Annotated in this window: 21 protein-coding genes; 10 read left to right on the top strand and 11 right to left on the bottom strand. The window is 59.7% G+C overall.

All coding sequences use genetic code 11. The annotated features are described in order from the left end of the window. Positions 1-28 precede the first annotated feature (28 nt). Positions 29-388, bottom strand: a complete 360-nt coding sequence (locus E4021_RS01905; protein WP_136456202.1) for a DUF1573 domain-containing protein — start codon at positions 386-388, stop codon at positions 29-31. 113 nt (positions 389-501) lie between these two features. Here E4021_RS01905 and E4021_RS01910 point away from each other — a divergent pair, with 113 nt between their 5' ends. Beyond that, a complete protein-coding gene (locus tag E4021_RS01910) occupies positions 502-885 on the top strand; it encodes a hypothetical protein (RefSeq protein WP_136456203.1) in 384 nt (127 codons plus the stop codon). An 8-nt stretch (positions 886-893) separates the two neighbouring features. On the opposite strand, the gene E4021_RS01915 is transcribed toward E4021_RS01910, so the two are convergent. After that, positions 894-2,825 (bottom strand): alpha-1,4-glucan--maltose-1-phosphate maltosyltransferase, encoded by a 1,932-nt coding sequence (locus E4021_RS01915; protein ID WP_136456204.1) that lies wholly within the window; start codon positions 2,823-2,825, stop codon positions 894-896. A 234-nt stretch (positions 2,826-3,059) separates the two neighbouring features. Between E4021_RS01915 and lpdA the strand changes: the two genes are divergently transcribed. Next, on the top strand, positions 3,060-4,457 hold the full coding sequence (lpdA, locus tag E4021_RS01920) for a dihydrolipoyl dehydrogenase (RefSeq protein ID WP_136456205.1): 1,398 nt from the start codon (positions 3,060-3,062) through the stop codon (positions 4,455-4,457). 79 nt (positions 4,458-4,536) lie between these two features. Here the strand turns inward: lpdA and E4021_RS01925 are convergent, their stop codons facing one another. Continuing rightward, a complete protein-coding gene (locus E4021_RS01925) occupies positions 4,537-4,848 on the bottom strand; it encodes a type B 50S ribosomal protein L31 (protein WP_136456206.1) in 312 nt (103 codons plus the stop codon). A 139-nt stretch (positions 4,849-4,987) separates the two neighbouring features. Here E4021_RS01925 and E4021_RS01930 point away from each other — a divergent pair, with 139 nt between their 5' ends. The 5 genes from E4021_RS01930 to radA are packed head-to-tail and all read left to right on the top strand — an operon-like array spanning position 4,988 to position 10,379. Further along, positions 4,988-6,646 carry a lamin tail domain-containing protein gene (locus E4021_RS01930; RefSeq protein ID WP_136456207.1) on the top strand — a complete coding sequence of 553 codons (1,659 nt, stop codon included), beginning with the start codon at positions 4,988-4,990 and terminating at the stop codon, positions 6,644-6,646. Beyond that, on the top strand, positions 6,643-7,197 hold the full coding sequence (locus E4021_RS01935) for a phosphatase PAP2 family protein (RefSeq protein WP_136456208.1): 555 nt from the start codon (positions 6,643-6,645) through the stop codon (positions 7,195-7,197). Before E4021_RS01930 ends, E4021_RS01935 begins: the two co-directional genes overlap by 4 nt. Positions 7,198-7,243: 46 nt before the next feature. Further along, positions 7,244-7,975, top strand: coding sequence for a ZIP family metal transporter (locus E4021_RS01940; protein ID WP_136456209.1), 732 nt, complete (start codon positions 7,244-7,246; stop codon positions 7,973-7,975). Between the two features lie 37 nt (positions 7,976-8,012). After that, positions 8,013-8,918: a DMT family transporter gene (locus E4021_RS01945; protein ID WP_136456210.1), complete on the top strand. Its 906-nt coding sequence runs from the start codon at positions 8,013-8,015 to the stop codon at positions 8,916-8,918. Positions 8,919-8,969: 51 nt separating this feature from the next. Then, on the top strand, positions 8,970-10,379 hold the full coding sequence (radA, locus tag E4021_RS01950; protein WP_136456211.1) for a DNA repair protein RadA: 1,410 nt from the start codon (positions 8,970-8,972) through the stop codon (positions 10,377-10,379). Here radA and E4021_RS01955 read toward each other — a convergent pair. Then, positions 10,376-11,635, bottom strand: a complete 1,260-nt coding sequence (locus E4021_RS01955) for an HlyD family efflux transporter periplasmic adaptor subunit (RefSeq protein ID WP_136456212.1) — start codon at positions 11,633-11,635, stop codon at positions 10,376-10,378. The genes radA and E4021_RS01955 overlap by 4 nt on opposite strands. 3 nt (positions 11,636-11,638) lie before the next feature. Next, the gene (locus E4021_RS01960) at positions 11,639-13,837 is read right to left on the bottom strand and encodes a peptidase domain-containing ABC transporter (protein WP_136456213.1); all 2,199 of its coding nucleotides are present in this window, start codon (positions 13,835-13,837) and stop codon (positions 11,639-11,641) included. A 95-nt stretch (positions 13,838-13,932) separates the two neighbouring features. Between E4021_RS01960 and mnmA the strand changes: the two genes are divergently transcribed. Beyond that, on the top strand, positions 13,933-15,036 hold the full coding sequence (gene mnmA, locus E4021_RS01965) for a tRNA 2-thiouridine(34) synthase MnmA (RefSeq protein ID WP_136456214.1): 1,104 nt from the start codon (positions 13,933-13,935) through the stop codon (positions 15,034-15,036). 2 nt (positions 15,037-15,038) lie between these two features. Here the strand turns inward: mnmA and E4021_RS01970 are convergent, their stop codons facing one another. The 3 genes from E4021_RS01970 to E4021_RS01980 form a co-directional block, all read right to left on the bottom strand. Next, complete coding sequence (locus tag E4021_RS01970; RefSeq protein ID WP_136456215.1) at positions 15,039-16,475, bottom strand: amidohydrolase; 1,437 nt, start codon at positions 16,473-16,475, stop codon at positions 15,039-15,041. An 84-nt stretch (positions 16,476-16,559) separates the two neighbouring features. Then, positions 16,560-17,711: a THUMP domain-containing class I SAM-dependent RNA methyltransferase gene (locus tag E4021_RS01975; protein WP_136456216.1), complete on the bottom strand. Its 1,152-nt coding sequence runs from the start codon at positions 17,709-17,711 to the stop codon at positions 16,560-16,562. 42 nt (positions 17,712-17,753) lie between these two features. Further along, complete coding sequence (locus E4021_RS01980; RefSeq protein ID WP_136456217.1) at positions 17,754-18,341, bottom strand: UbiX family flavin prenyltransferase; 588 nt, start codon at positions 18,339-18,341, stop codon at positions 17,754-17,756. A gap of 128 nt (positions 18,342-18,469) precedes the next feature. Between E4021_RS01980 and E4021_RS01985 the strand changes: the two genes are divergently transcribed. Then, positions 18,470-19,240 carry a hypothetical protein gene (locus E4021_RS01985; protein ID WP_136456218.1) on the top strand — a complete coding sequence of 257 codons (771 nt, stop codon included), beginning with the start codon at positions 18,470-18,472 and terminating at the stop codon, positions 19,238-19,240. A 5-nt stretch (positions 19,241-19,245) separates the two neighbouring features. On the opposite strand, the gene E4021_RS01990 is transcribed toward E4021_RS01985, so the two are convergent. The 3 genes from E4021_RS01990 to E4021_RS02000 all read right to left on the bottom strand — a co-directional run bounded on the left by E4021_RS01990 (position 19,246) and on the right by E4021_RS02000 (position 21,811). Beyond that, positions 19,246-19,746, bottom strand: coding sequence for a GbsR/MarR family transcriptional regulator (locus tag E4021_RS01990; RefSeq protein ID WP_136456219.1), 501 nt, complete (start codon positions 19,744-19,746; stop codon positions 19,246-19,248). A gap of 104 nt (positions 19,747-19,850) precedes the next feature. Then, the gene (gene groL, locus E4021_RS01995) at positions 19,851-21,497 is read right to left on the bottom strand and encodes a chaperonin GroEL (protein WP_136456220.1); all 1,647 of its coding nucleotides are present in this window, start codon (positions 21,495-21,497) and stop codon (positions 19,851-19,853) included. A 50-nt stretch (positions 21,498-21,547) separates the two neighbouring features. Next, entirely contained in the window at positions 21,548-21,811 is a 264-nt protein-coding gene (locus E4021_RS02000; protein ID WP_136456221.1) for a co-chaperone GroES, read from the bottom strand. 216 nt (positions 21,812-22,027) lie between these two features. Here E4021_RS02000 and purL point away from each other — a divergent pair, with 216 nt between their 5' ends. Next, on the top strand, positions 22,028-24,268 hold the full coding sequence (gene purL / locus E4021_RS02005; RefSeq protein WP_211096945.1) for a phosphoribosylformylglycinamidine synthase subunit PurL: 2,241 nt from the start codon (positions 22,028-22,030) through the stop codon (positions 24,266-24,268).

Raw genomic sequence — 24,268 nt, forward strand, 5'->3', positions numbered from 1 at the left:
GCGGCGAAGGTACGCCTTTGCGCAGGGTCTAGGGTTCGTTTTCGACGAATCCCTCGATCCAGAGCTTGTGTGCCCCGCGGTGGCCGCGGAAAAATACCTTCACGTACTTGCGGTAAAAACCCGCCGTGTCAGCGTCGAAGGTTACGGTCAACTGGCCTTCCTGGCCGGGAGCAACGGGTTGTTCTTCCCATTCGGTGGCCGTGCAGCCGCATCCCACCCGTACATTGTCTATGACCACGGGTGCATCCGTCTCATTGCGGAAACGGAAGGTGTAGGTCACGGGCTGGTCCACGAAGGTATCTTCCAGGGTAACGGTGAGCGGTTGCAGCCATTCCACGGGCCCGTCGGGCGGTGCGAGGAACGGCAGCAGGAGAATCAGGATAAGCATAGTGTGGTAAACGTCGGCACGCGGCCTCTATTTCGTTAAGGAACTCCTATACTTGCCTTGCCGGGTATCCGGGGGACACCTTTAAGCATTGTATGCGCAGACAAATCACTCCAATGAAAAAGCTTTTTCTGAGCCTGACCTTCGTTTTCGGCTTCGCCCTCACCGCCTTCTCGCAAGTCGTGGTCGACGGCGTCAACATCAACAACCTGCAGGAAGTACAGATGGTACGCATGATCGCCCAGGAACGCTTCCTGTCCAATAAGGTGACGATCTTCATCGATTACGGGCAGAGCATCAACGGCGGTTCGCGCAATCGCATGGAAGTGATCGATCCGAACATTGGCGAGCGCATCAAATTCAACAGTGTAATGCATGCCGTAAATTACCTCATCGCCAACGGCTGGCGCTACGTCGAAGCCATGGTGCTGCCCAGTGAAGGCAACGCCAGCAGCACGGGCGGCAGCACCCAGTACCTGTTCGTACGCGAGCCGGCCTAGTTGTCCTATTACTGCAACCTGACCTCCAGGACGTGGGCGGGCCAGAAGCCCGGATCCAGCCGTACGTAGTTTGCCCCGGTGTTCCACCAGTAGGTCGCGCCGGTCAGTAGATCCTGCACCTGGAAGTTGCGGTGGCCGACGATCTCGGTAGGCACGCCGCAGTACCCGTCCTGGGGATTGTGGGGGTCGAAGTTGACGATACACCAGACAATGCTTGATCGGTCGTCGGAGTACTTGACGTAGCTCAGCAGGTTCGGGTTGTTGCTGTCGGTAAAGACGATGTTGTTCGTCTGCTGCAGGGCCGCGTGTTCCTTCCGGATTCGGTTGATGCGCCGGTACGTATCGGTAATGCGGTTGCGGTACGACCAGTCGTAGTGCCGCGCCATGTATTTCTCGCTGTCGTAGTACTCTTCCTTTCCGTTGGTGTTTCCGCGGTTCTCCATCAGTTCGTAGCTGGGACCGTACACGCCGTAACTGCTTGATAGGGTGGCGGCGAGCAGGAGTCGCTTCACGAACTGGTTTTCGTTGGCGCCCATCATTTCGTAGGCCAGGATATCCGGTGTGTTTGGCCAGAAATTGGGTTGCATGTATTCGGAAAGTTCCGTGGTGGTGAGCTCCTCCAGGTATTCCCGCATCTCGGCCGCTGATGTGCGCCAGGTGAAGTAGGTATAGCTTTGCTGGAATCCGCGCTTGGCCAGTTCGGCCATAATGGCCGGACGCGTGAAGGCTTCGGCGAGGAAGATCACGTCGGGGTAGCGTTCGTTCGTTTCCCGAATGATGTACTCCCAGAAGCGGTAGGGTTTGGTGTGGGGGTTGTCGACCCGAAAGATGCGCACGCCGGCTTCACACCAGTACAGGGTCACCTCCAGTAACTCCTTCCACAATGCTTTCCAGTCCTCGGTTTCGAAGTTGATCGGCACGATGTCCTGGTACTTCTTCGGAGGGTTTTCGGCGTACATAATAGATCCGTCGGGCCGCCAGATGAACCATTCCGGATGCTCCTTGATGTAGGGGTGGTCCGGGGCGCACTGGAAGGCCAGGTCCAGGGCGATCTCCATCCCGAATTCCTTGGCGCGTCCCATCAGGTGCTGGTAATCTTCCAGGGTGCCCAGTTCGGACAAAATGCTTTTGTGCCCGCCTTCTTCGGAGCCGATGGCCCAGGGGCTGCCGGGTTCGCCCTCCATGGCTTCCACGGCGTTGTTGCGCCCCTTGCGGTTACGGAATCCAATGGGGTGAATAGGGGGGAAGTAAAGCACGTCGAAGCCAAATTCCTGAATGCGCGGCAGCAGTTCCTCCACATCCTTGAACGTACCGTTGCGGTTGATGTCGGGCGACGTCGAACGGGGAAATATCTCGTACCAGCTGCTGAAACGCTCCCGCTTGCGGCCCACCTTTACTTTCAGCCCGCGGTCGTACACCGTGGTCATGCGCCGCAGGGGATAGTCGTGCAGCAATTCGGCGAAGTGATCACTCAGCACGTATTCCACGGCCTCGGACTCGTTGTCCCCACCGAGCCGTTGGATGGCCTCCGTGACGCGGTGCTGGTCTTCGCCTTCCAGGCCCTCGGCCTTTTCGCTCAGGAAGTTGGCACCAATCTGTAATTCCACGCCCATTTCCTGTCCGTCGGCCTGTTTCTTTTTAAAACCCCGGTACCAGGTCTTCAGGTGGTCGACCCAGGCTACCAGGCGGTATTCGTAAAAACCCTGTTCGTCAACCGGGAAGCTGCCGGTCCAGATGTCATTCTTGCCCTCTTCCATCTCCGTGATGTGCCAGACGTCGGCATCGGCCTTGCGGTATTCAATCAGTGCCCGCAGGTAATCGTGGCTGTCGCCGAAAATGGTGGCGGTAACCTTAACCTGCTCGCCGACCACGCGCTTAATGGGAAATCTTCCGTTATTGATTTGGGGAGTGACGTGGTCGATTACGGTGCGGTTCTGCATGGGGAAATTTCTGGTTATACTAAAGGCATAGAAAGGATAGCGTGGCACTACGTTCACTGTGGCTGGCGGTATTTCTTCACTGTGCTGCGAAAGCCCCTCCACACGGCAACCAGTGGAGGGGAAGCGTTGGGCGGCTTTCGGGACGACGGACGCCGTCGGGCACCTTATCTTCGCGACCCAAACAGAACCAAGGAGGCCCTCCAATGCGGCTTCCACCTAAAAATCACCATATATATGGTTTACGATCTTATCGTTGTCGGAAGCGGCCCCGGCGGTTACGTGGCCGCCATCCGGGCTGCCCAACTGGGCATGAAAGTGGCCGTCGTTGAGCGGGAAAGCCTTGGCGGCATCTGCCTCAACTGGGGTTGTATCCCCACCAAGGCGCTGTTGAAGAGCGCCCAGGTATTCGAGTACATCAATCACGCCGCCGACTACGGCATCGAAGTGGAGGCACCCAAAGCCGACTTCGACAAGATGATCGGTCGCAGCCGCGGCGTGGCCGACGGAATGAGCAAAGGCATCAATTTTCTTTTCCGCAAAAACAAGATCGACGTCCTGTCCGGGACGGGTAAACTGATCCGCGGCAAGAAGGTCGAAGTGACCGACGAGAGCGGCAAAGCCACTACTTACGACGCCGAGCACATTATCGTGGCCACCGGTACGCGGGCCAAGCAGCTGCCCAACCTGCCCATCGACGGCAAACAGATCATCGGCTATCGGGAAGCCATGACGCTGCCCGAACAGCCCAAGCGCATGGTGGTCGTGGGCGCCGGCGCCATCGGCGTGGAGTTCGCCTATTTCTACAGCAGCATCGGCACGGAAGTCACCATCGTGGAATTCCTGGAGCAGGGCCTCGTCCCCCGGGAAGACGCGGACATTTCCAAGGAGCTGACCAAGATTTACAAGAAAAAGGGCATCAAGACCCTGGCCAATACCAGCGTGGAGACAGTCGATACCTCGGGCAGTTCCCTGAAGGTCACCACCAAAAACCGGAAGACGGGCACGGAGGAAATAATCGAGTGCGACGTAGTCCTCTCCGCCGCCGGCGTTACCCCCAATACGGAGAATATCGGGCTGGAAGATCTCGGCGTGGAAACCGACCGTGGCATCATTCAGGTCGATGATATGTACCGCACCAACGTACCGGGCATCTACGCCATCGGCGACGTGGTCCCCGGTCCGGCTCTCGCCCACGTGGCCAGCGCCGAAGGCATCATTTGCGTCGAGCATATCTCCGGCATGAAGCCCGAGCCCCTGGACTACAACAACATTCCCGGCTGTACCTACTGCTCACCGGAGGTTGCCAGTGTCGGTTACACCGAAGCGGCCGCCCGCGAGGCTGGCTATGAGATCAAGGTCGGCAAGTTCCCCTTCTCCGCTTCGGGCAAGGCCAGCGCCGCCGGGGCCAAGGAAGGTTTCGTGAAGGTCATCTTCGACGCCAAGTACGGCGAATGGCTCGGTGCCCATATGATCGGCAGCAACGTCACCGAAATGATAGCCGAGGTCGTCGCCAGCCGCAAGCTGGAGACCACCGGCCACGAAATTATCAAGACCGTACACCCGCATCCCACCATGAGCGAAGCGGTAATGGAAGCAACGGCCGCGGCCTACGACGAGGTGATTCACCTCTGATCCACCAACCCGGCACCAACGAAAAAGCCCCGACGAATCGCAATTCGTCGGGGCTTTATTATGCGGGGTAAGGAAGGAACTACGCTTCCTCGGAAGTGGTGGCTTCGGCCTCGGCCTCGGCTTCCTCGATCTTCTTGGCGAAGCGGCTCTTGCCGAATTTCTTGTTGAACTTGTCGATCCGACCGGCGGTATCCACGTACTGCATCTTGCCGGTGAAGAAGGGGTGGCTCTCGCTGGAGATCTCCAGTTTGATCAGGGGGTACTCCTTGCCGTCTTCGAAGGTGTCCGTGTCGCGCGTTTTGGCGCAGGATTTGCCCAGCCAGCTTACGTTCGCGTTAATGTCACGGAAAATTACCGTGCGGTAGGATTCGGGGTGCAGCTCCTTTTGCATCGCTATCTATTTTTTGGAGCGCAAAGGTAAGGAATTTCCGGGAAAACCAAGCATTTGTTCCCCGTTGACTTACCGCGGGGCGCGCTTCCTCGTCAGCCGACCGGCCAGATGGCTCCGGTGACCTTGCTATATTCGCCCCGTGAAGGTACCCGTTCTCGCCCTAATCTTACTCATCGCTTGCGCGCCTTGCGTGGTGGCGCAGTCGGTACTGGTGACGGAAATCATGGTAGATCCCACACCCCAGATCGGTTTACCCAACGCTGAATACGTCGAGTTATTCAACCCTGGTAACCAGCCCATTACGTTAGATGATCTCTCAATTTCAACGGGGGGGCGGGCGGTCACCGCGGGTGCCGGGTATCCCCCCCTGGAGAGCGGGGAATACGTGGTGTTGGTACGTCAAGCCTTCACGGCTGAATTTCGCGCGCTCGGGGCGCGGGTACTTCCTCTACAGTTGCCCGCTTTGGTAAACGGCGGCGACGAAATTATTCTGCTCCTCGGCGCAGACACCATCCAGCATCTCCGGTACACACCCGACTGGTATCACGATATCGACCGAGATGGTGGTGGGTACAGCCTGGCCTACACCGGCAGCGGGGCCACCGATTGTTCCGGCCACTGGCGGGCAAGTACCGAGGCGGCCGGCGGTTCACCCGGGCGGGCCAACGCCGTATACGGTCAGCCGGCCGACCGGCAACCACCGGCTCTGGTCTCTGCATCCCTGACCCCATCAGGCGTCGATGTTTCTTTTGATGAGCCGGTTGCCGGGTCCATATTCTTCACGGTTGACGGGTTGCCGGTACCATCCGCGACCAGTGACGGCCAGAACCACCATTTGCCCCTCGCCTCGGTAGAACGCGGCCGGTTATACGAACTGGTGATCCTACCTGATTACGCCGACTGCGCCGGCAACTACGCGGACCGTGAACAGCGAATACCCCTGTTGCTGGCCGACGACCCCGCAGCCGGTGAATTGGTCATCAATGAAATTCTGTTCAACCCCGTAGTGGGGGGGCACGATTACGTCGAACTCCTCAATACCTCCTCTTCCGCCTTTAACCTGGCGGGCCTGCAACTGTACAACCGCAATTCGGCCAGCCGCCCCAAGCGGGTGGATACCGCTTTTCTGCTTCCCCCCGGCGGATACGTGGTACTTACCGCCGACGGTGAAGACCTGTCCGCGCGATTTGCCAATGTTGACACCGCTCAGGTTGTGGAGATGCGCCTGCCCTCGCTGCCGAACGAAAGCGGTAACCTTTCGCTGCGCCTACCCGACGGTGCGGTACTGGATGCCGTTGATTACCATGAGGACTTCCACGCGGAGTGGCTCTCGTCCGTTGAAGGGGTCAGCCTCGAACGGATTGACCCCCGATCGGTCCTTGCCGGTCGCGACAATTGGGCCAGTGCCGCAACGGCCTCCGGCTACGGTACCCCGACGCGGCCCAACTCGCAGAATCGTTCCGCTACCCTGGCAGCTGGAGAATTACGGATCGAGGCGGAGTCCACCACCTTCAGTCCGGACGGCGATGGTTATGAGGACCGCTTTATCCTGCACTACGAATCACCCGATCCCGGCTATTTGGCCAACCTACAGGTATTTGATCTGGAGGGCCGTCGAGTCGTTGCCCCGCTGCGGTCAAATTTATTGGGTACGACGGGTTCGCTCAGCTGGGATGGTCGTAGGGACGATGGCGGTCTGGCCCCTCCCGGCCCCTACATCGTGGTCGTGGAGACGTTCGCCGCCGACGGTGCCCGGCAAACGCACAAAATGGTCGCCGTCGTGGCCGGGAGCCGATGATGTCCCTCGACCACAGCCTGTTCCAATTTATCAACCAGGAACTGGCCAATCCCTTTCTGGATGCCGCCCTGCCCGTTTACCGCGATAAGCTGACGTGGATACCACTTTACGCGGCTATCCTTTGGGTGATGTACCGCACCTGCGGTGCCCGGCAAACGCTTTACCTGTTGTTGTGTATTGGACTGGTAATCACCGTGGCCGACCAGCTGGCCGCTACCGTTATCAAGCCCTGGGCGGGTCGCTTGCGACCCTGTGCCGACCCGGTGCTGTCGGAAAAGGTGAGGGTGCTGGTGTCCTGTGGAGGGCAGTACAGCTTTCCGTCAAATCATGCTACCAATCACTTCGCCCTGGCCACCGTGCTGTCCCTTACGCTGGTACGGCAGTGGCAATGGCGTCTGCTGCTGTGGCTGTGGGCGGCGACGATTGCCCTGGCGCAAGTGTACGTCGGCAAGCATTTTCCGGGGGACATCCTGGCCGGGGCGGTGCTCGGGATGGTGATCGGTGCGCTGGGGGTTTACCTGCTTCGCAACCTTACCCGACGGCGACCGTAACCTAAAGCAGGGCCGCGGCGTTTGCGTAGCTCGGACCCCCACCACTATGGCCTTTTGGCAATACATCCTGCTCTTTTCCACCGCCCTGATTGGAGGGGGGGCATCGCAACTGGGCGATGACCGCCTGCGCAAGTTTCTTCCCACCTTGCTGTCCTTCAGCGGGGCGTACCTGCTCGGCATCGCCGCCCTGGAACTCATTCCTGATGTCTTCGGCCGGGGGTCAAGCTCCGCCGGCCTCTGGCTGTTGCTGGGATTCTTTATTCAATTATTACTCGAGGGGTTTAGCCAAGGCGTAGAGCACGGGCACGTGCACGTCCACCGCGGGCAGGGTGTTGGCTTTGCCATTGGCATCATGTTCGGCCTGGGGGTTCACGCGCTGCTGGAGGGGCTACCCCTGGGGGCGGGGAGTAGTGCGTACGTGGATGCAGCGGGGCACTTTCACGACGACCACCTGCTCTACGGCATCGCCATGCACAAACTGCCGGCGGCCTTTGCCCTCGGATTGTTGCTGCGGGGATCGGGATTTTCCAGTGCCTTCATCTGGACCTGCCTGACCATTTTCGGGATGCTGTCGCCGATTGGGGTGGCCCTCGGGGAGATACTCAGCATCGATCCGGAGTGGCGACTGCGCATACTGGCGCTGGTGGTGGGTAGTTTCCTGCACATTTCCACTACCATTCTCTTCGAGGCCGACGGTAGTCACCGGCACGGCATCTCAGTTACCAAATTCCTCATCATCATCGCGGGCATGGCCGTGGCTTACCTCACCGTCCATTAGGAGGTTGCCCCTTACTACCGGCTAGTCCCGTACCCGCATGGCCTACTCCCGCACCTACAGTTCGCGCAACATCGGGATCGCCTGCCTTCTGGCGGGGGCGGTGCTATTCAGTTCCAAGGGGGTGGTGATCAAACTGGCCTACGCCTACGACGTGAGCAGCATCAGTTTGCTGGGGCTTCGGATGATCTTCTCCTTACCGCTCTTTCTGCTGATCGGATACTTTCGCGGGCAGCGGGGCAGGCAGCACGGTACGATCACCCCGCGGGACCTGGGCGCTATCCTGCTGCTTGGTGTGATCGGGTATTACCTCGCCAGCTATACCGATTTCCTGGGACTGCAGTACATCACGGCGGGCATGGAGCGGGTCATCCTGTTTACTTACCCAACCCTGGTGCTCTTGATCCAGCGGGTCACCTTCGGCACGCGGATCCGGCCGGTGCAGTGGGTAGCTACGGGGATCTGTTACCTCGGCATTTTTATTGCCTTCAGCGGCTCGGACCTGACTTCCGGCAGCAATTTCCTGAAGGGCGCCGGCTTGGTGTTTCTGAGCGCTTTGTTCTACGCCTGCTACATCATCGGTAGCGGCCGGATGGCCCCCCGGCTGGGTAATATTCGCTTTACCAGTCTGGCACTGATCACTTCTTCCCTTGCCGTCATCACACACGTGAGCCTGAGCACGCAACCTTTGCTTGGATTGCCGATACCGGTGTATGCCTACGGGGCCGGGATGGCGGTATTCTGCACGGTCATTCCGAGCTATCTGGTCACGGAAGGCGTCAAGCGCCTCGGGGCGGGTGATGCCGCCATCGTCGGGGCAGTGGGCCCCATGGCAACCATTTTACTCGAATATCTGCTGCTGCAGGAGCACATCAACCTCCTGCAGGGGGTAGGAGCGGTATTTATAATCTCGGGTGTGGTAGTAATCGGTAGAAGCAAGGGTTGACCCAACAATTTGTGGTATCTTGCGGGCCGAACCGCTTATTGAAATTCCCTTATGGCCAAAGTTAAAGTCGCCTTCTTCTGTACCAACTGCGGTGCCGAAAGTCCGAAATGGATGGGGCAGTGCCCGTCCTGCAAAGCATGGAATACGCTCGTTGAGGAGAAAGTGGTACAGTCCAAGAACGACCGCATAACCCAGCAACCGGACTGGCGGTCGGTGGGCAACGGTGCCGCCGCAGCTGCGGCCGGGCCGATCGGCAAGGGCCCGCGACCCGTTCGTCTGGACGAGGTGACGGCCGGAGAAGTGCAACGCCTGGTAGGTCCGGACCGGGAGCTCAACCGCGTGCTCGGCGGAGGCATCGTGCCTGGAAGCATCGTGCTGTTTGGTGGTCAGCCGGGCATTGGTAAATCCACCCTCCTCCTGCAATTGGCCCTCCGCCTGGGCAAACGGGTGCTCTACGTCAGCGGAGAAGAAAGCGAGGAGCAAATCAAGATGCGGGCCGACCGGCTCGGAGGCTCCATGGACAACTGTTACCTGCTCACCGAAACCAATACGGATAAGCTCCTCCAGCACGCCGCGAATCTCAAACCTGATCTAGTCATCGCGGATTCGATCCAGACCCTGGCCAGCCCGCACGTCGACAGTATGGCGGGAACGGTTAGCCAGGTTCGCGAATGCGCCGCCGAGCTGCAGCGTTTCGCCAAGGAAAGCGGCATACCGGTATTCCTGATCGGGCACATTACCAAGGAGGGAAGCATCGCCGGACCCAAGTTGCTGGAACACATCGTGGATGCGGTACTCCAGTTCGAGGGCGACCGCAACTATACCTACCGCATCCTGCGGACGCTCAAGAACCGCTTCGGCTCCACCGACGAACTCGGCATCTACCAGATGGATTCCGAAGGATTGCGGGAGGTGTCCAACCCCAGTGAGCTGCTGCTGAGTGAACGTGATGAGAACCTTTCCGGATCGGCCGTTTGCGCTACGCTGGAGGGCATGCGTCCGATGCTCATCGAGGTGCAGGCCCTGGTTAGCGCCGCCGTCTACGGTACCCCGCAGCGCTCCGCTACCGGCTTTGACCTGCGGCGGCTGTCCATGTTGCTGGCCGTACTGGAAAAGCGGGCCGGGTTGTCGCTGGGTAATCAGGACGTATTCCTCAATATCGCTGGCGGGCTGCGCGTCGACGATCCGGCTATCGACCTGTCCATCATCGCGGCCCTGTTGTCTTCGGCGCAGGACGTGATGATCTCGCCCGACCTCTGTTTCGCCGGCGAGGTCGGCTTGAGTGGCGAGATCCGGGCTGTGACCCGCATTGAGCAACGCATCCAGGAGGCGGACCGCCTCGGCTTCCGGGGTATCTACGTCAGCAAATACAACGTAAAGGGTATTGATCCCGAGCGGTACAGCATCCGCATTCACACGGTGGCCACCGTACGGGAAATTTACGAAGAGCTCTTCGCCTAAAAGACGGAGAGCAGTCGGTTAAGCAGACGGCGCTGGTCAACAATGACCGTGGCCTCTCCCTGCAGAAAAGGATCGGGAGTGATGTTGTGCCCCGTGCTGGTAACCAGCCCTTCGGGGAAGGCCACCTGCACTGGTAATTTTCCCGCTACGGGCACCAGGCCAACCGAAGCAATCTCCCCCGTGACCGATCCGTATTCCAGGGCCGGCCACTTTGGAAAGTCCACTACCACCCGTTGTCCCTCTTCGATGCGGCCGCTGCCGCGCACGTCCAGTTCCATCCGGCCCACCGTACCACCGGCATTGAGGGGCAATACGGTAGCCAGCAACTTCCCCTCCGCGAGGTAGTTGCCTTCCTGTACTTCGGGACTGAGAATGACCTTGCCGGCCACCGGGCTGACGGTAGTGTAATCTCGTTTCCAGCGGGTAACCGCACTTTGCAGGGCGTCGAAAGCTTCGCGCAGGTCGATGCCCGCCTGCTGCGTGCTTCCCTGCTGGCCGGAGCGGTAGGATTCAATTTGATTGCGCATCAGTTCGATGGCGAAGCTGGTGGACCGCAGCTTGCTCGTGTTGCGCTGCAGGTCTTCCTCCGCACGCTCAAGCTTTTGCTGAGCCGTCGTCAATCGTTCAGTAAACTGCACGCCGTTGGTGGACAGTTCTTGTTCCCGCGCCAGCGCTACCCGGGCGTTAATGACTTCGTCCTTCAGCCTTTCCTCGCGGTCGCGCAGCACCCTCACTTCCCTTTCCTCACGGGCGATCATGGCGTCTAGTTCGCGCGAGGTATAGGCATCCAGTTGCCGGGCGGCGAGGTTACGGTACAGGGCCTGTTTTTCCTGGAACTGGTACACGGCATCCTGCATGTCGCCCAAAACCAGGGTGGGGGGGATATCCAGCAAGAGTAAGGCCTTGGGTTCGAGGCTTTTCTGGTTCAGGAGTTGATCTTCCAGATAAAGCACGTGCTCGAAGCGGGCCTCGCCGCGCCGGGCAACCAGCAGGGTTTGGCCGGCCTCCACCGTATCACCGTTGGCCACCAGCAGGCGTTGCACGTCGAAGCCCTGCTTGGCGGTGAGTTGCCTGGGTGGGTCGACCGTCGTCAGAACCAGCTCGCCACGCAGGGTGGTGGGGTACTGGTAGAAGGAAGCCAATACCACCAGAGCACCGATCAGCGTACCGAGCAGAAGGGTACCGTTGCGCATCAGCCAGCTTGCGGGCGTACCGATGATTTCATTCACTTCGTGAGAGCGGTCGGCGGGTTCCATAGCTTAGCTGCCGAGCAGGGTTTGGTTCTTGACGAGGCGGTAGTAGTTACTGCGTTCGGCCATCAGGTCGTGGTGGCTGCCGCGTTCTACCACCCTGCCGTCCTCTACGACGATGATGTGGTCGGCCTGTTCGAAGGTGGCGTAGCGGTGGGCTACGATTACGACCGTCGACCCCCGGAGGTACTCAAACAGGTTGTCCATGATGGTCACTTCCGTAAAGGCATCCAATCCGCTGGTGGGCTCGTCGAGGAATACGAAAGGCGGCTGGTGGTAAATGGCCCGCGCGATGAGCAGGCGCTGCTGTTCGCCCTTGCTGAGGCTTACGCCACTGGCTCCGATGCGCGTGTGGTAGCCTTCCGGGAGGCGCTCGATGAAGCGCTCGGCCTGGGCAATCTTGACAGCCCGCAGCAGGCGGTGCTCGTCGATCACGCCTTCTCCCATCACTATATTGCGGGCTACCGTATCGCTGAAAATATAGCCGTCCTGACTGACCACGCCCATATTCTTGCGCCAGAAGGAAGGGTCGATGCTGCTGAGCTTGGTGCCGTCAAGAAGTACTTCCCCTTCCTGGGGTTGGTAAAAGCCGATCAGCAATTTAAGCAGGGTGGATTTTCCGCTGCCGGAGGAGCCTACGATAGCCGTAATCTTGCCGGCGGGAAAGTCGGCGTTGACCTGATTGAGCACCAGCGCGGCACCGGGTGAATTGTACCGAAAGGAAACGTTGTTGAGCGACAGGTGCCCCTCTCCCGGGATCACGCTCAGTCGGTGGCTGTCGCCCGAGTGTTCGTCCTCCTTATTGTAGATCTCGTTCATCCGCTCCAGGCTGATGGCGCTCTCCTGGTAACCACGGAAAAATTCGCTCAGGTCCTCGATCGGACTGTTCAGCTGTGCCAGGATGTAGTGAATGGCTACGAGGGCACCAATGGTGAGCGAACCATCTACTACGGCCAGGGCGGCTACCAGGGTGATGGCCAGGTTCTTGACCGTATCGATCAGGTTACCTGCGGTACGCTGGTACTGATCCAGCTTGTTCAACTTTAACCGGGTCTGGTACAGACCGGCCCGGCGGCGTTCCCACGCCCACCGCTTGTGCCGGGCCGCGTCGTTCTGCTTGATCTCTTCGATTCCCTCGATGATCTCCATCAGCTGCTCCTTGTTGCGGGCCGATTGCTCGAAGTAGCGGAAATCCAATTCGCGCCGGTTGCGTTGCAGGTAGCCCACCCACAGGAAATTGAAGAGGGTGCCGACCAGGAAGATGGCGAAGATGGTCAGGTTCCAAATCGCCAGTACGAGGGCGAAAACAACGAAGTTGAGGAGATTGAACACCCGCAACAGGGTGGTGCCGGTCATGAATTCCTGCAGGCGCTCGTGGTCGCTGAGTCGCTGGAAGATGTCGCCCCGGCTGCGGCTGTCGAAAAACGCCATCGGCAATCGCGTCAGCTTGCTTATGTAATCGCTGACCAGGCTTACGTCGACCCGCCCCCCGATGTGGGTCAGGATGTATTGTCGCAGTGCTCCAAGCAGGATCATGGTTAGCAGCAGTACACCCTGGGCCACCACCACCAATGCGATGAAGTGCGGGTCGTTGAGCACGATGCCGAAGTCGACCATGCTCTTAAGCAGGAAGGGCATGGCGAGCTGTAGCAGGAGGGCCAACAGCAGGCCCCCGCCCAGGTTGGTCAGCAGCTTGCTGTAGTTGAGGACGTACTGCAGCACGTAGCGGATGCTGCTTTCGTCGTTGCCCACCGGCTGGCGCTGGCGGAAGGCCGGGGTGGGCTCCAGCACCAGCACGTTCCCGAGGTATTCGTTGCTGTCGCTTACGCCGTGCGACCAGCCGTCGATGACGGCCACGCGATCGAGTTCCACGCGCTGCACGGCGGGATCCGGATCAGCCACGAAAAATCGTCCGTCCTTGACGGCGTAGAGGACCACGAAGTGATCGCCCTTCCAGGGCAGGATGCAGGGTAGAGGGATTTCCTCCTCGAGTTGCTGGAGGCTGGCCGGCAGCGCCAGAGTTTGCAGTCCTATGCTTTCGGCACCCTCACTGATGCCCAAGAGGCTTACGCCTTCCCGACTGATGCGGGTGCGCTCCCGCAGTTCTTCCAGCCCGTATTCCTGCCCGTGCGCCCTGGCTACCATCCTCAGGCAGGCGGCGCCGCAGTCCATTTCCTCAAACTGCTGGTAATAGGTGAATGCGGGCATGATTGGTAAAGATAGCAACTTCCCCCCGCCCCAAACCGTTACCTTTGCTCTCCGTTTTGGCCGGGCCCTTGAACCCGTGCGAAAATCAATTCAGTATGAGCAAATTAGGACGCGTGCTGGTCGCCATGAGCGGCGGTATCGACAGCACGGTTACGGCCATGGTCCTGCACGAGCAGGGCTACGAGGTTGTAGGCATAACGATGAAAACCTGGGATTATGCCAATTCCGGGGGGTCAAAAAAGGAAACCGGCTGCTGCAGCCTCGATTCCATCAACGACGCCCGCTCCGTGGCCGTCGACATGGGCTTCCCCCACTTCATTATCGACATCCGCGACGAGTTCGGCGACCACGTGATCGACAACTTCGTGGATGAGTACATGGCCGGCCGGACGCCCAATCCCTGCGTGCTCTGTAATACCCATATCAAGTGGAGCGCCCTGCTGAAGCGGGCCGACGCTATGGACTGCGAGTTCATCGCCACAGGGCACTACGCCCAACTCAACCAAACCGACGCCGGCCGCTGGCATGTGCGCAAGAGCGCCGACGACCGCAAGGACCAGAGCTATGTCCTTTGGGGCCTCAGCCAGGAATGCATGGCCCGCAGCCGCTTCCCCCTCGGTCACATGACCAAACCGGAAGTGCGCCAACTGGCCTACGATTTCGGCTACGAGGAACTGAGCAAAAAAGCCGAAAGCTTTGAAATCTGCTTCGTTCCCGACAACGACTACCGCGGCTTCCTCAAACGCCGGCTGCCCGAACTCGAAGGACAGGTCGCCGGTGGAAAGTTCATCAACACCGCTGGGGAGGTGATCGGCACCCACGACGGCTACCCCTTCTATACCATCGGCCAACGTAAGGGGCTCGGACAGGCCTTCGGGCAGCCCATGTACGTAACCAAGATCGATGCTGAAAGCAATACCGTAACCCTGGGTCCGGTAGACGCCCTGGTGAAAAACGGAATGCTGGTCGGCGGCATCACCCTTCAGAAGTATGCCACCCTCCCGGACGACGGTCTGGAACTCGTGACCAAGGTGCGGTATAAGGATGCCGGTACCCTAAGTCAGGTATCTCAACTGTCGCCCAGCCAAGTGGCGGTAGATTTCTTCGCCGACGTACGCGGAGTAGCCCCCGGCCAGAGCGCGGTATTTTACGAAGGAGATGACGTAGTGGGCGGCGGTCTGATCCACGCCGCCCGCTAGGCCTACTTCTTGGTGGGGATCGGGGGAGGTCCCGCCGGCAGGATGGCCTCGTACACGGCCTCACCCTTACGCTCCCGGAATTCCGCTTTCATCGCCGCTACCGTTTCGGGTGACTTATACAGGTCATATGCCGTAAGTGCCAGGGCTTTGGCCGCCTGCATCAACCCCTTGTGCCCGATACTCATGCCACCGCAGGCTACTACCGCCCAGCTGTGCCAGGGGGTGCCGATCGGGGCGGTGGTCACACCGAGGCGTACCTCGGGTACCAGCCAGCTCACATCGCCTACGTCGGTACTTCCGCCGCCGGGATGCTCTTTGGTTTCTTTCAGTTCGTGTATCGCGCCGTCCAGTCCCTTTTTCTCTTTACCGGTAGCCTCCTGGATTCCGTGGGCAAAGTCGATCTCCTCCTGGGTATACGTGATGTCCCCCAGCAGTTCCAGGTTCTTTTGCATCACTTCGCCACCGGTTCGGTTGACCAGCACCTCGTGCAGTCCGCTGACCAGGCTGATCTCGTGGTCCACGTCGGCCATCATGGCCGCTCCCTCCGCGATTTGCTTGACGCGTTCGTAGGTGGCCAACATGCCTTCGCGCTTGCTGTCGCGGACGCGTACCCAGAACTTGGCGTAGTCCGGCACCACGTTTACCACGTCGCCCGCCTGCTGCATGTGGGTGTGGATGCGTACGGTGGGCCGCACGTGCTCACGGTAGGCATTTATGCCGGCCGACATCAGTTCCATAGCGTCCGAGGCACTGCGGCCGTTCCAAGGATCGCCCGAGGCGTGAGCAGCCTGCCCGCGGAACTCCACTATGAAGTCCACCAGCGCCAGGGAGCTCTGCACGTCCGCTTCCGTCTCGTCGGCTGGGTGCCAGTCCATGCATACGTCGAGGTCGTCGAAGAAGCCCTCCCGCGCCAGGTACAGTTTGCCGAAGAATTTCTCCTCCGCGGGGGTGCCGTAGTACCGGATGGTGCCGCTGACCTCGCCGCGGTCCATGGCCTCCTTGATCGCTACGGCCGCCGCCAGGCTGCCGACGCCGAAGAGGTTGTGACCACAGCCATGACCGGCAGCGCCGGCTTTCAGGGGGTCTTTCGTGGGACTGGCTTTCTGGCTGATCCCCGGCAGGGCATCGAACTCTCCCAGGATACCGATGATGGGCTGCCCCGATCCGTACTCGGCCGTGAAGGCAGTGGGCATACCCGCCAGATTACGCGCTACGCGGAAGCCCTGTTGCTCGGCGTAGTCGGCCAGGATCTTTGCCGATCCCTCTTCCTCGAAGGCGGTTTCGGCCAGGGCCCAGATGGCGTCGGACATTTCGGTGAGCTTCCCTTCGCGGGAGGTGATTGATTCAATCATTCGCGCCTTTTCCTGTGGCATATCCTGGGCACGGGCCAGGGGGCTGATTGAAAAAACCAGTAGCAGTAGGAGTAATTGTCGTTGCATAGCTTGTACTTGAGGGCATTAAAGTACAACCTATGTTAGAACCGTTCTTCGGTGAAAAAACCCAGGAACGGGAGAGTCCGTAAATCAGGAGGCCGTTCCCGCGTAGAGTTCGTAGCGGCAGAATCGGGCTTCCACCGGGCCATTCATCAGCGGCACTTTCTGGCTGGTGCGTAGGCCCACGCTCTTTACCGCCGACGGGTTGGCCGAAATGAGCCATGCAGTATAGCCGGCCCAGTGTTGCTTGAAGGTGTCGCCGATCTCGCGGTAAAAGCCCTCGATGTCGCCGGTCTGCATGCGCAGTTCGTAAGGCGGGTTGGTGACCAACAGGCCTCCGCCTTTCCCATCCGGCGGTTGAAGTTCGGCGAAAGCCGACTGGCGTAAAGTCACCTGGGGCAGTACCCCGGCCCGATCGAGGGTTGCCCGACTGATGGCGATCGCTACGCCGTCGATATCCGCCCCGAGGATGGCAAAGGGCGCGGTCCGAATGCGGTTGAGCGCTTCCTGACGAATTGACGACCAGGTGGCCTGGTCGAAGTCGGGCCAGCGTTCAAAACCGAAGGAACGCAGCAATCCCGGTGCCCGGTGCGTAGCGTTCATGGCGGCTTCGGCCAGGATGGTGCCCGATCCGCACATCGGATCTACGAAGGGTTGTTCCCCCCGGTACCCGGCGATGGCGAGCATGCCGGCGGCCAGCACCTCATTAATGGGAGCCTCCCCGGTCCGTCTCCGGTAGCCCCGTCGGTGCAAGCCGTCGCCGGAGCTGTCGAGGCTCAGGGTTACCTCCCCCTCGCCCGCGATGCGCAGGTGAATGCGCAGGTCGGGCTGTCCCTTGTCAACCGACGGTCGGGTGCCGTACTTGTCGCGGAACTGGTCCACGATCGCGTCCTTGGTCAGCTGGGCAATAAAGTGGGTGTTGCGGAACCAGCGGCCAGGGTCAACCACGTCGATCAGCAGACTGCCTTCCGGAGCAAGATAGGGCCGCCAATTGGTGGCCCGCAGCCGGTCGTAAAGCGACTGCTCGTAGGTGACGCGGAAGGTGTCCAGCGTGACCAGGACGCGGACGGCAGTCCGCAGCTCCAGGTTGGCCCGGTAGACCAGGTCCATGTTCCCCTTTGCCGTCACTACCCGCCGGCCGGTCTCTACCTCGGTCAGGCCTAGCGCTCGGGCTTCTTCGGCCAGTACATCCTCCAGTCCCATGAGGGTAGGGAGGGCCAAGGTGAGATCGTGTTGCGGCATAATATTCTAGGTAATCAAATAAGGTAATGGCGGTACGCGAAGCTACCCCAGGACGTCGTCTTCCTTGCTGCCCCAGCGAAAGGTGTCCGGCACGTCGAAGCCCGCCAAATCCAGCACGCGGTCGACGACAGTGCGGACGATGTCTTCCGGGGTGTCGGATTTGCCGTAGAAAGAAGGTACCGCCGGGCAAATGATTCCCCCGGCCTCCGTAATCGAGGTCATGTTGCGGAGGTGGATCAGGCTGTAGGGTGCTTCCCGCGGTACCAGGATCAGCCGCCGTCGTTCCTTCATGATGACGTCGGCCGCGCGGGTGATCAGGTCCGTGCTGATCCCGGAGGCAATTCTCGCCATCAACCCCATGCTGCACGGGCACACGATCATGGTGCCGTACTGTGCGGAACCGGAGGCGAATGGAGCCGTAAAATCCCGCTGCCCGTAGTAGTCGAAGCCATAATTCCGCCACTCCTCGTCGCCCAACTCGAATTTCCAGTTGTACTTGCCGTTCTCAGTGATTACTACTCCAACATTATCCCAATTTGAATTCAGTTCCAGTAAACGGTCAAAAAGGACCTTGGCATAAAGCGAGCCACTGCTACCGCCTACGGCAACGACAATTTTCCTTCGGGACATGCAAGAATACTTTACGCGCTAACGTCGGGAAAGGAGAGAGGTTGTGGATGGGCACCGATCCTTCCCGTTTTCGTGTTTTGGTCGGTTCCACGCGGGTGCCGTATCGGTAAGCGGCTCTACATTTGCGGGTGCGCCATTTCTTCGTAACCATCCTTTCTTGCTGTTGTCTGCTGATGAATTGCACCAGCGACCCGCCGCCCCAGGGTGCTGTAGCATTACAGCTATCCGACATCGCCTTTACCGCGGATGGCCGCTTCCTAGATGATGCCGCGGGGCCGGAACTGCTTATCGGGGTCGATGCTTACAGCGTAGACTATACCGCAGAGGAGTTGTTGCAGCTGGTGGAACGACTGCAGGTAAACGGTGGCAACTACTTGCGCCTCAATCCGGTATACCTTGACAGTTCAAAGGTAATAACGGGTCTGGCCAAAGCTGTGACCAGGGGGTTGATCGTCGATACCCTTAAGGCTGATGCTATGGCGGTGACTGTACAATCGGTAGCCAGCTTCAACCGAGAGCTGCTCGACGGTAACGGGCGGGTGGCATATCCATCTTTCAGTCAGCGTGCGCTAAACGGACTGCGGGCAGTTCGCACCGTGGAACAAAAAGTATCGTTCAGCGCATTGCGGCGGAGCAACGACATTCTCGGACCTGACAATCCGACCGGTGCTACTGCGGCGGCGGATACCTCTGGAAATTTCCTGATCTACGTGCCGACCGCGGGGCGGGTGACGTTCAGTCTTCCCGACGGCCGCCAACAGCCGGTCCGGCGCGTTACCGTGGTCGGTCACCTGGGAACCCAACGTTCGGAAATCCTACGGCCACCCTATGATCGCCGCTTCACCCTGACGTCCAACGAAGCGAAGGGCGGGTGGATGGTCATCGAGCGCCTCGAGTAGACCGGTTACTTGATCATGGTCAGGAAAGTGGAGAAGAACCAGTTGCTGTCGACCTTGACCAGGGCAGCGAGGGCGGAGTCCGCCTTGTGACTGTACAGTTTTAAGTCCTTGATCACTTCCCGGAATTCCCGGGCATCGGGGCCGTCACCGTGCACACCCGTCAGGTCGTCGAGCAACCGCAGCATCGGTTCCAGCTCGCGTTTTTTGCGGGCTATGATGATGTTCTTAACCACCTTGGACATATCCTTTTCTCCGACGAAAAATTCCTTGCGCTCGCCCGGAATCAGCTTTTTGTGCGCCAGTCCCCAATCCAGCAACATGCGGGTATTGATGTTGACATTACCGCGGCTGATCTGCAGTTCGTCCATTATATCGTCCGTACTCAACGGATCACTGGCCACCAGCAACAGGGCGTGGATCTGGGCCATGGTACGGGTGACGCCCCAGGAGCTGCCCAGTGCGCCCCAGGCTTCGATGAATTTTTCCTTACCCTCTTCGAGTTCCATGTGCGGTGAAATTACTGTACCAAGCGTACAGGCACTGACATAATAGGAAAACCCCGGCGGCGGTTGCCGACCGGGGTCTTCCAAATGTAATTTGGGGCGAATGATTACATCATACCACCCATGCCGCCGGGCATACCGCCGCCGTGGGAGTGTCCTCCTCCGGCACCGTCAGCGTCGGGCATGTCGTTGATCACACATTCGGTGGTAAGTACCATTCCGGCGATCGACGAAGCGTTCTCCAGGGCAATACGGGTCACCTTGGTGGGGTCGATGACACCTGCTGCCTTCAGGTCCTCGTACTCACCGGTACGGGCGTTGTAGCCGTAGCTTCCGGTGTTGGTCCGGACGGCTTGCAGCACTACGCTGCCTTCCACACCGGCGTTGTCGACGATGGTACGCAGGGGAGCTTCCAGCGCCTTGCGGACGATTTGGATACCAATTTTCTGGTCTTCGTTCTCGCCGGTCAGTCCTTCCAGGCTGTCGATGGCGCGCACCAGGGCGACACCGCCACCGGCTACGATACCTTCCTCAACGGCGGCACGGGTTGCGTGCAGCGCATCGTCGACGCGGTCCTTCTTCTCCTTCATTTCCACTTCGGTAGCGGCTCCGACGTAGAGTACGGCAACACCGCCGGCCAGCTTGGCCAGGCGCTCCTGCAGTTTCTCACGATCGTAGTCGGACGTGGTGGTTTCGATCTGCTGCTTGATCTGGTTGACGCGGCCGGTGATCTGGCTTTCGTCGCCGCCACCGTTCACGATGGTGGTGTTGTCCTTGTCAACGGTGATCTTCTCGGCGCTGCCGAGCAGGTCGAGGGTGGTCTGGTCGAGCTTGTAGCCCTTCTCCTCGCTGATGACGGTGCCTCCGGTCAGGACGGCGATGTCTTCCAGCATGGCCTTGCGACGGTCACCGAAGCCGGGAGCCTTGACGGCTACGACCTTCAGCTGGGCGCGCAGGCGGTTTACGACGAGGACGCCAAGGGCCTGGCTCTCAATGTCTTCGGCGATGATGAGGAGGGGACGGCCGCTCTGGATGACCTGCTCCAGGATGGGCACGATATCCTGCATATTGCTGATCTTCTTGTCGTGGATCAGCAGGTAGGGGTTCTCGTACTCAGTGGTCATGCTCTCCGTGTCGGTCACGAAGTAGGGGCTCAGGTAGCCACGGTCAAACTGCATACCCATCACCTCTTCTACGTAGGTGTCGGTACCCTTGGCCTCCTCGACGGTGATAACGCCATCCTTGCTGACGCGCTTCATGGCGTCGGCGATGAGGCTGCCGATCTCGTTGTCATTGTTGGCGGAGATGGCGGCAACCTGCTGGATTTTGCTGTAGTCGTTACCTACTACTTCGCTCTGGGTCTTGAGGTGCTCGATCACCTTTTTGGTGGCGAGGTCGATGCCGCGCTTGAGGTCCATGGGGTTGGCTCCGGCGGTTACGTTCTTCAGGCCGGCCTGGATCATGGCTTGGGCCAGCACGGTGGCGGTAGTGGTACCGTCTCCGGCGATATCGGCCGTTTTGCTGGCGACCTCCTTTACCATTTGGGCGCCCATGTTGGCGACCGGGTCTTCAAGCTCTACTTCCTTGGCGACGGTTACACCGTCTTTGGTAATCTGCGGAGCTCCGAATGATTTTTGAATGACGACGTTGCGACCTTTGGGGCCGAGCGTCACTTTTACGGCGTTTGCCAGGGCGTCAACGCCGGCACGCAGTTTTTCGCGGGCTACGCGATCAAAGCTAATGTCCTTAGCCATAGTGATATATAGTTTTAGTTATGGTTGTAATAATGGGGTAGGGGGGTGTCCTACAGGATGACGAGGATGTCATCTTCGCGCATGATGAGCAGATCCTGCCCTTCGTGCTTGAGCTCCTGACCGGAGTATTTGCCGTAGAGGACGATATCGCCTACGCTTACGGTCATGGCATTACCTTCCTTTCCGGGGCCTACGGCAATGACTTCACCACGCTGGGGCTTCTCCTTGGCGGTGTCGGGGACAATAATGCCACCACTGGTCTTTTCTTCGGCGGGGGCGGGTTTTACCACTACTCGATCGTTGATCGGCTTCATGTATAGGATGTTTTGGTTTTACAATCGGATTGTTCTCAGCTGCAAGGATACCCTTACGGCTGCCCATGGGGTACGAAGACTGTGCCAGTACGCCGCGACCGTCAAAATGTCAGACGCCTGACGGCAGCCCGTCAGGTCGCCACTTCAGAACCGGTCCACTTGCGTGGGGTGGGTCACTACTTTTCCCTACTTTTGGGCCCTTATAAAACCCCGCCCATGGCCGCAGATAATAATATTAACGTAGACGTCGAGGTCGCCAAGAATCTCGGACTCACCAGCGATGAATTCCACCGGATCGTGGAGATCATGGGGCGCACGCCCAACTTCAATGAGTTGAGCATCTTTTCGGTCATGTGGTCCGAGCATTGCAGCTACAAGAACTCCATCATGTGGCTGAAGACGCTGCCCCGCGACGGCGAGCGGCTGCTGGTCGGGGCCGGAGAAGAGAACGCCGGACTCGTCGACATCGGGGAAGGCCTCGCCTGTGCCTTCAAGATTGAGAGCCACAACCACCCTTCGGCCATCGAACCCTACCAGGGTGCCGCCACCGGTGTCGGCGGAATCCACCGCGACATCTTTACCATGGGGGCCCGGCCCATTGCTTCCCTTAACAGCCTGCGCTTTGGCGACCCCCAGCTGGCCCACACCAAGCACCTGGTGGCCGGCGTGGTCAAGGGCATCGGCGATTACGGCAACTGCTTCGGCGTGCCAGTGGTGGGTGGGGAAGTCTACTTCCACCCCAGCTACAATCAGAATATCCTGGTGAATGCCATGTCTGTGGGCGTAGTACGCGTCGGGGAAACCGTCTCGGCCGCGGCCGACGGACCGGGCAACCCGGTCTTCATCGTGGGCTCAGCCACCGGAAAGGACGGCATCCACGGAGCCACTTTCGCCTCCGCTGACCTTACGGAAGACAGCGCCGAGGACCTCCCCGCCGTGCAGGTGGGCGATCCTTTCCAGGAAAAACTTCTGCTCGAGGCCAGCCTCGAAGTCATTGCCACCGGCGCGGTAGTCGGGATGCAGGATATGGGGGCTGCGGGCATCACCTGCTCCACCTCGGAAATGAGTGCCAAATCCGGCACGGGAATGAAAATCGACCTCGACAAGGTGCCAACTCGTCAGGCCGACATGAAGCCCTGGGAAATTCTGCTCAGCGAAAGTCAGGAGCGTATGCTCATCGTCTGCCACAAGGGGCGCGAAAAGGAACTGCTGGCCGTCTTCGACAAGTGGGACCTGGAGTGCGAACAGATTGGCGAGGTGACCGATACCGGTCGGTTGGAATTCTACGCCGGCGGCGAGATCGTGGCCGACGTTCCCGCAGAACCCCTGGTCCTGGGCGGCGGTGCCCCGGTCTATGAGCGCGAAACGCGTCGCCCTGCCTACCTGGACAAGGTGGATAAGTTCCACATCGACCAGGTGCCCGAGCCGAATGACCTGCGTGAGGTGGCCGAGCGATTGTTCAAGGCGCCCAGCCTGGTGTCCAAGCACTGGATCACCGACCAGTACGACGGGACCGTCCGCACCAACAGCATCACCGAAAACGAACCCTCGGACGCGGCCCTGGTGCGCGTCAAGGGCACGGGCAAGGCCCTGGCGGTGACCACGGATTGCAACTCGGCCTACGTATACGCCGATCCCTACGTCGGTACCATGATCGCCGTCGCCGAAGCCGCCCGCAACATCGCCTGCTCCGGCGGGGAGCCGGTGGCCATCACCAACTGCCTGAACTTTGGCAATCCCTACAATCCCGAAGCCTTCTACCAGTTCGTGAACGCGATCAAGGGGATGGGCGAAGCGTGCCGCGCCTTCAACACACCGGTAACCGGCGGCAACGTCAGTTTCTACAACCAGTCGCAGTACGAAGGCGGCCGCATCGAGCCGGTCTATCCGACGCCGACCATCGGCATGCTGGGCATCGTCGATAACCTGAAGCGCACCATGTCGCTCTCCTTCAAGGAGCAGGACGACGTCATCTACCTGATCGGCGACCTGGTCGAGGACCTCGGCTCGTCGGAGTACCTGCGGACTATCCACGGCATTGAATTCAGTTCCGTGCCGCACTTCGACCTGGAGCAGGAACAAAAAGTACACCGTGCCATATTGGCGGCTATTCGGGGAAAGCACGTCAAAAGCGCGCACGACGTCAGCGACGGTGGTCTTTTCCAGGCACTCTGCGAAAGCGCAATTGCAGGTGGCCACGGCTTCTCGATTGAAACCTCGAACGAGATCCGCAAGGACGCCTTTCTCTTTGGGGAAGCGCAGGGTCGGATCGTCGCCACGGCGGATGAATCGCAGACCGGTGATCTGGAGGACCTGCTCCACGAGCACGGTATCGGCTTCCAGGTGATCGGACGCGTGCAGGGCGACGACGTCACCGTGGACGGACAGGACTGGGGAAAACTGCTCGCCTGGGAGATGCGACACAACGATACCCTGGCGGTAATCCTGGAAAGCTGA

The sequence above is a fragment of the Neolewinella litorea genome, from assembly GCF_004803465.1.
Classification (GTDB): domain Bacteria; phylum Bacteroidota; class Bacteroidia; order Chitinophagales; family Saprospiraceae; genus Neolewinella; species Neolewinella litorea.